Below are 6,915 nucleotides of genomic sequence, written 5' to 3'. Positions count from 1 at the left end.
GGTTTCGCCGAGGCCTCCCACCTGGGCAGCGACACGCTCGCCGCGATCCTCGACGAGATGCTCACAGACGGCAGCAATGCCGCAGTGTACCACCGGCTGCGCGACTTCCTCTTCACCGTCGCACTCACCGGCGAGGACCGCGGCCACCGTGAGGACCACGAGGCCAGTGGGGACCACGAGGCCAGTGAGGCCGGTGAGGCCAGTGAGGACCACGAGGCCAGGGACGCTTGCGACCTCGGTGACGACCGCGACCCCGAGGACGTCCGCGACCTCGGCAGCACCGGCGACACCAGCGGCCGTGACGATCCCGGTTCGCGCGGCTCCGGGCACGCACCCGCCCACCAGGCATCCGCCCCGGCAACGGCAGACAGGACGACAACGGCAGACGACACGGCAACTGCGTCCGCCCCGACAACGACAGACGCGACGGCAGCGGCAGACGAGACGGCGGCTGCAGACGCCCTGCGTTCCGCTCTCACGGACCGGCGGGCCGCATGGGTCCGCAAGCCCCTGAGCTACCTGATGGACCTCCACGCCGGGACCGTCATCGTGAATGTGGAACACACCGTCGTGGACGGCGGCAGTCTGGTCGACGCCGTCACCCGCATGCAGGAGCATGCCGCGGCTCAGGTGCCCGAGGCATCCACTCCGGCGTCTCCCGGCACTCCCCCGCCGAACCTCCAGGCGAGTCCGAACGCCGCGACAGACCCGAACGCCGCAACAGCCCCGGACCTCCCGGCGAATCCGGACGCTCGTGCGGTTGCAGAGATCCCGGCACGCTCGAACACGCCGGCGGAGCTCCGGTGGAACCTCACTGCAGGACTCCAGGCCGCACTCACGGCTGCCCTGACCGACCTCGGGCAGCGGGCGGAGGATCTGCGGGTGGCGGTGGTGCGCGTGCCGCGGCCCGCGGCCGACGAACAGGCCCGCCCCTACAGCTCCGATGCGCTGCAGCAGCTCATCATGGCCTCGGCCCAGGTGCTGACCTACGGCCGCGTGCGCGGAGTCTACGAATCCGTGGACATGCGGGCGTTCCAGGACGGGCGCACCGAGTGCCTGCGGCCCGTCACCCCTGAGGCCGTCACGTTCGCCCGCCGCCTGTGCGATTCCCAGGCACGCCTCGAGGACCTGGAGGCGGCGCTGGACGCCCATCGTGCATGGGTCAAGGCCTGCAAGTCCGGGAACGGGTTCGACCGGCACCTCGCCGGGCTGCGCATGATGGCCGCTCGACAGGGCGGCACCGTCGACCCCTTCCTCACCTCATTCGCCCTTGCTCGGATGCGCACCGACTTCCTGTCCACCACCTCACTGGGCACTCCCGCACAGGTGGTCCGGTACGCCTTCGCCCCCACCGTGGAGGACGGGTTCGGGATCGCCTACACCCAGCGCGCACAGGACTACGAGTTCTGCGTGAGCTGGCATGCAGGGTCCGCCGAGGCCCCTGACGCCTTCCTGACGAACATCCCCCGGGCGGCCGCCCTGCTGAGGGACTTCCTGCGCACTCTGTGCACAGACGGCTGACGCACAGCGGAAAGCAGACGGGAACGCGAGCGGTGCGCGTTCCCGTCTGCTGATCGGCCTCCCAGAGCCAGCGACCGCGGCGAATCCGCAGACGGGAAGCGTGGCCGCGGCCGCTCCCGTCGGTCACTCAGCGCTTGACGCGCACCACCATCGTGGGCGCTGCGGAGTACGGCAGGACGGACTGCGAGGTCGAGCCCAGCAGGAGCCCGGCGAAGCCGCCGCGTCCGCGGGAGCCGATCACCAGGATGTCGCAGGTGTCCGAGGCCCGGACCAGCACCTCGGCCGGCTGTCCGTCGAACAGCGTCCACCGCACGTCCAGCTCCGGGTGCTTCTCACGCACCGCCGCGCGAGCAGCCTCCAGCTTGTCCGTGCCCTCCGCGATCAGCCGCTCGAGGTCACCGGTGGACGGAATCCACTCCGGACCGATCACGGTGGTGGTGATGACCGCCTGGATGTGCAGCGGGCTTCCCCGGCGGGCGGCCAGCTCAGCGGCCGACCACAGTGCCGGGGACTCCTTGCCCAGCGCGTCCACGCCCACCACGACCTGGCCGGAGTAGTCGATGCCGGGGACCGTCTCGCCCTCACCGTCCTGCTCGATCTTGCCGTCCACGCTGCTCCAGACGGGGCGCGAGGAACTGGGGCCGGGGGTGCGCTCGGCCTCCAGGCTCCAATTCACCGGCACCACCACGGTGGGGCAGGCGGAGTGCGCGGGAAGCGCGGAGGACACGGTTCCCAGCAGCCGGCCGGCGAATCCGCCCTTGCCGCGCGAGCCCACCACCGCGAGGCTCGCCTCCTTGGACTCCTCCACGAGGACGCCCGCGGCGTCACCGATCTCGATGACGGCCTCGACGGCGACGCCGGCGGCCTTCACCTCTGCCGCGGCCTCCTTGAGCGTCGCGGTGACGGCGGCGCGCACGGCGGAGTCGTCGATGGGCACATAGGAGACGTCGATGGTGGCCGCGGCCACGCTGGGGACCGTATAGGCGCCCACCAGACGGATGGACCGTCCCAGCGACTTCGCCTCCGCGATCGCGAAGCGGAGCGCATTGCGGCTCGCGTTGGAGCCGTCCACGCCGACGACGATGGCCTGCGGGTCTTCGACGCTCGAGTCGAACCTGTCCGTCATGTCCCCTCCTCAGAGTCTGCCGCGCACCCTACGCGGCGGGGCTGTGTTGCAGAACACACACTACCGCTCCCGCGGCACCCTCACCCGCTGCGACGCATGACGATTCGCGGCGCTTCGGCATCCGGACGGACGCGCATGAATCACGCGCCTGTGACACTCTGAGGAGGGCTTGCAGGAGCCGTTACGCCGGCCGCCACGCCGCAGAGCGGCCGCCGTCTCTCAGGCGGCCTGACCGAGCGCGAGGAACGGCGCCCAGCCGTCGGCCGGATCCTCGATCTCCCGCAGCCAGAAGCGGCCCGTACGCGGAGGCTTGGGGTCGATGAGCAGCCGCCAGCCCATCTCCTCCGGCGTCCGGTCGCCCTTCAGCGAGTTGCAGGTCCGGCAGCAGGCCACCAGATTGGTCCAGGTGTTCTGACCGCCCCGCGAGCGCGGCATGACATGGTCCACGGTCTCCGCACTCCTGCCGCAGTACGCGCAGCGGTGCGCATCCCGGCGCAGCACGCCGCGCCTCGACAGGGAGACCGTCCGCGTTTCAGGAGGCTTCACGTACCGCGTGAGGATGATGACCGTGGGGCGATCCAGCTCCAGCCGCTCGCTGCGCACCGGCTGCTGCGCGTCTGCGCTCAGCACGCTGGCCTTGCCCGCCAGCACCAGGACGACGGCGCGCTTGAACGACACCACGGACATCGGCTCGTAGCCGGCATTGAGCACAAGGGTCTTCACGACCCACCTCCTGTCCCCCGGAGCCCGCCGCTGAATGCAGAAGACGGCGCCGCGCACAGAGCGCGACGCCGTCTCGAGCACACCACGGCACTCGCAGGGCGTATCGAATCCGCAGGGGATATCGAGTCAGCAGGGGTGAGGGGAGTGGGGAAGGCGCGTCCCCGCACGGCAACAGCACGACAGCCGGGGACTCCGCGGCGACGGGCAGCGATCTGACTGCGCGCGGCCACGGCCCCGGATATGCATACGGCACCTGCTGAACTCACCCCATCAACATTAGGCGGTGAGACCGCGGCGGGGAAGGGATTCCGGGGATCACGCCGGACTCACAGCTGCCGGTCGGCCCGGGTTCACCCGGATCACCCGCGCATTCACCGCCCGGACCACCCCATGCCCGAGGCGCGCGCCCGCGGACAGAGACAGCTCACCCCCGTGCGACCGGACCTTTGGGTCGCACGGGGGTGAGCGGCGCTCAGCGGAGCGCGGAGATCACTGAAGCAGGATCAGAGAACGCGAATGTAGGTGACGCTGCCCATCCACGAGTGGCTGCGGTAGGAGGTGCCGGAGCTGGGCGAGCCCGCGTCGTACATCATGCCGTTGCCCGCGTAGATGCCCACGTGGCCGGGGTGCCAGACGAGATCGCCGGGCTTGGCCTCGGAAGCGGAGACCACGCGGCCTGCGCTCTTCTGCGCACCGGAGGTGCGGGGCAGGTTCACGCCCACCTTGTTGTAGACGAACGAGGTGAAGCCGGAGCAGTCCCAGCCGCTGGGGGTCGTGCCGCCGCTCACGTAGGGAACGCCGGTGTACTGCTTGGCGATGGCGATGACCTGCTCGGCCTTGGAGCCGTCCGGAAGAGCGACGTCGCCGCCCTTGGACTTCTCGTCGCCGCTGGAGGAGCTGGAACCGGAACCCTCGGAGGAGCTGCTGTCCGAGCTGGACGAGTCGTCGGAGGATTCGCTGGAGGCTGCGGGCTCCGGCTCGGGGGCGGGCTCCGGAGCGGCGGTGGCGGTGACGTTCTCGACGGAGACCGCACCGACCAGGTCGGAATCGTCCTCGTCGGCCTGGGGCACGACGGTCTTGGCCTGGTTGACGAACTCAGGCGCGGTCTGTGCCTGCGCCTCCGATTCGGCGGCGACGGCGGCAGTGCCCTCGTCGTCCGCGCCCATCGCCGGGAGGGTGGCCGTGACGACCAGTCCGCCGGCGGCTGCGACGACGGCGGCGCGGCGGCCCACGACGCCGTAGTTGGCGCTGAGCGATTCGGTGAGCTCGGTGAGCGGGGTCTTCACGCGGGTATCGGCCGCGCGGCGACCATGCTGACGAAGTTCCACGATGTCCTCTCCAATTCCTACGAGGCCTCTGCGCCGAGCTGGAGATGCCCTGCCCTGCCTGGAGGACTGCGCTTCCGGTACTCCCGGTGCCTCGCCGCCGCTCAGGTCCACATGTCCGATGATGCTGGGCGCGGCGTGCGGAACCCTGCTCGGACCGCCCCCAGGTGAGGGCGACTCGACAACTGTAAACGATCTGCAACGCCATGTCACGTTTACATCACGACCGCGGTTACAGAACGTGATCCGGCCGCCGCAATCTCAGGCGTAACACCAGGTCACGGCGTTGATCACGGCTATACATTTCGATATCAAGTGATGTGATCCACAGGACTGCACCCGTTACCGGAAGGACTCGGACGCGCAGCGCGGACGATGCGGGCCTGGGCACGCGCACGAGCGCGGCAGGTGCGCGAGGCGTGGGATGGGTGTCGTGGACGTGACGAGGCCCGCCCCGCGCACTCGGCGGGAGCGGGCCGTCGGCATCTCAGCAGCGAAGCAGCGCCTCAACCACGGAGCAGCGCCGCAACCACAAGACGAAGCCTCAGCCGCGAAGCAGAGGTCCCGGCTGCGGAGCTCAGGCCTTCACGAAGACGAAGGCAGCGGATTCCGTGGGCAGGTCGAGGACCTCCTCGGCCCCCTCGGCCCGGAGCGTGATGTAGTCGCCGTCGCTCTCCGCGGTGACGGTCGCCCCCGGGACGATGCCGGTCTGCTTGAGCTGACGCAGGACGTCGTTCTCCACCTGCAGCGGCTCCGCGATCCAGGCGACCCTGAGGCCGGAGGTCCTCCCCTGCTTGACCGCGCGCACCACGGACAGCGCCGGGTAGGTGGCGGCCTCCGGGGCACCCAGCTCGGAGAGCCCGGGGATGGGGTTGCCGTAGGGGTCCGTGCTGTGCTCCGGGAGGATCGTGAGCAGCCGCGTCTCCACCTGCTCGCTCATGACGTGTTCCCACCGGCACGCCTCGTCGTGGACGAGCTCCCAGTCGAGGCCGATCACGTCGCTGAGGAGCCGCTCCGCCAGCCGGTGCTTGCGCATGACGTGCGTGGCGATCCTGCGGCCCTCGGGGGTGAGCTCCAGGTGACGATCCTCATCCACGATGACGAGGCCGTCCCGCTCCATGCGCGCCACTGTCTGCGAAACCGTGGGACCGGAGTGGTCGAGCCGTTCCGCGATCCGCGCACGCAGCGGGATGATGCCCTGCTCCTCGAGCTCAACGATCGCCTTGAGGTACATCTCTGTGGTGTCGATGAGATCGTTCACGTCTTCAGCTCTCTCCTCGCCGTCCCGGGCGCGCCGCTTCTATGGACCGTGCCTGCGCAGCGGCTGCAGGCCGCTTCCAGGCTGAGTGTCCATTGTAGGCGCGGAGGCCTCGCCTCCGGTACTTCGGACGGCACATCGGACGGGCCCGTCACCTGCCGGTCACGCACCGGCTCGCCGAGGCCGCGACAGGTCACGGCTGCAGGCGGACCTGCGACCAGCGCTCGGGATCGTCCAGTGGCGCGGGAGCACCGTCACGGCTGGTGAGGAGGAACCTGTCGTGCATACGGTTGCGCCGTCCCTGCCAGAACTCGATCTCGTAGGGCCGCACCCGGTACCCGCCCCAGTGCGGCGGCCGGGTGGGCTCGCGGTCCGCGACCTCGGCCTCGAGTGCCGCGGACCTCTCCTCGAACTCTGCGCGCGAGGCGATGGGCCGGGACTGCTCGGAGACGATGGCTCCCAGCTGCGAACCGCGGGGGCGCAGCGCGAAGTAGGCGTCCGACTGCTCCGGCGAGACCTTCTCCACAACTCCGCGCACGCGCACCTGCCGCTGCATCTCGTGCCAGGGGAAGACGAGGGCCACCAGCGGATGGGCCTCGATCTGCCGGCCCTTGGCGGAGAGGTAGTTGGTGTAGAAGACGAAGCCGTCCGCGTCGAACTCCTTGAGGAGGACGATCCTGGCGGCGGGGCCCGCGTCGTCCGCGGTCGCCACCACCATGGCGTTGGGCTCCGTGAGTGCCCGGCCGGCCTCGGCGTACCACTCGGAGAACACCTGGGCGGGTGAGTCGCCGGGCAGCGCCAGATCCGCGTCGTCGTACTCGACCCGCTGGCGTGCGAGCCGGGCGAGCGCCTCCTGCGCGTCCGCCGGTGCCTGTGCCGTGTCATCGCTCATGCGCACACCGTACTCCGGGCTCCCGGCGCGGGGATCAAGGGTCCGCCGCCGAGGCCGCAGCCGTGCCCTC

6 protein-coding genes are annotated in these 6,915 nt (G+C 70.3%); 1 reads left to right on the top strand and 5 read right to left on the bottom strand.

The window, feature by feature from the left end; translation table 11 throughout:
- On the top strand, positions 1-1,521 hold a 1,521-nt coding region (locus tag Q0A33_RS01710; protein WP_291792180.1), incomplete at its 5' end, for a choline/carnitine O-acyltransferase.
- A gap of 127 nt (positions 1,522-1,648) precedes the next feature.
- Here Q0A33_RS01710 and Q0A33_RS01705 read toward each other — a convergent pair.
- The 5 genes from Q0A33_RS01705 to pdxH form a co-directional block, all read right to left on the bottom strand.
- Positions 1,649-2,647, bottom strand: a complete 999-nt coding sequence (locus Q0A33_RS01705) for a universal stress protein (RefSeq protein WP_291792177.1) — start codon at positions 2,645-2,647, stop codon at positions 1,649-1,651.
- 219 nt (positions 2,648-2,866) lie between these two features.
- The gene (locus tag Q0A33_RS01700; protein WP_291792175.1) at positions 2,867-3,370 is read right to left on the bottom strand and encodes an HNH endonuclease; all 504 of its coding nucleotides are present in this window, start codon (positions 3,368-3,370) and stop codon (positions 2,867-2,869) included.
- Between the two features lie 503 nt (positions 3,371-3,873).
- Positions 3,874-4,698, bottom strand: coding sequence for a C40 family peptidase (locus Q0A33_RS01695; RefSeq protein ID WP_291792172.1), 825 nt, complete (start codon positions 4,696-4,698; stop codon positions 3,874-3,876).
- 574 nt (positions 4,699-5,272) lie between these two features.
- Positions 5,273-5,956, bottom strand: coding sequence for a metal-dependent transcriptional regulator (locus Q0A33_RS01690; RefSeq protein ID WP_291792170.1), 684 nt, complete (start codon positions 5,954-5,956; stop codon positions 5,273-5,275).
- Between the two features lie 190 nt (positions 5,957-6,146).
- Positions 6,147-6,845 carry a pyridoxamine 5'-phosphate oxidase gene (gene pdxH, locus Q0A33_RS01685; RefSeq protein ID WP_291792168.1) on the bottom strand — a complete coding sequence of 233 codons (699 nt, stop codon included), beginning with the start codon at positions 6,843-6,845 and terminating at the stop codon, positions 6,147-6,149.
- Between the last annotated feature and the right edge of the window lie 70 nt (positions 6,846-6,915).

Source organism: Brevibacterium sp., from assembly GCF_022712115.1.
Classification (GTDB): domain Bacteria; phylum Actinomycetota; class Actinomycetes; order Actinomycetales; family Brevibacteriaceae; genus Brevibacterium; species Brevibacterium salitolerans.
This window is presented reverse-complemented; position numbering and strand designations above follow the sequence as displayed.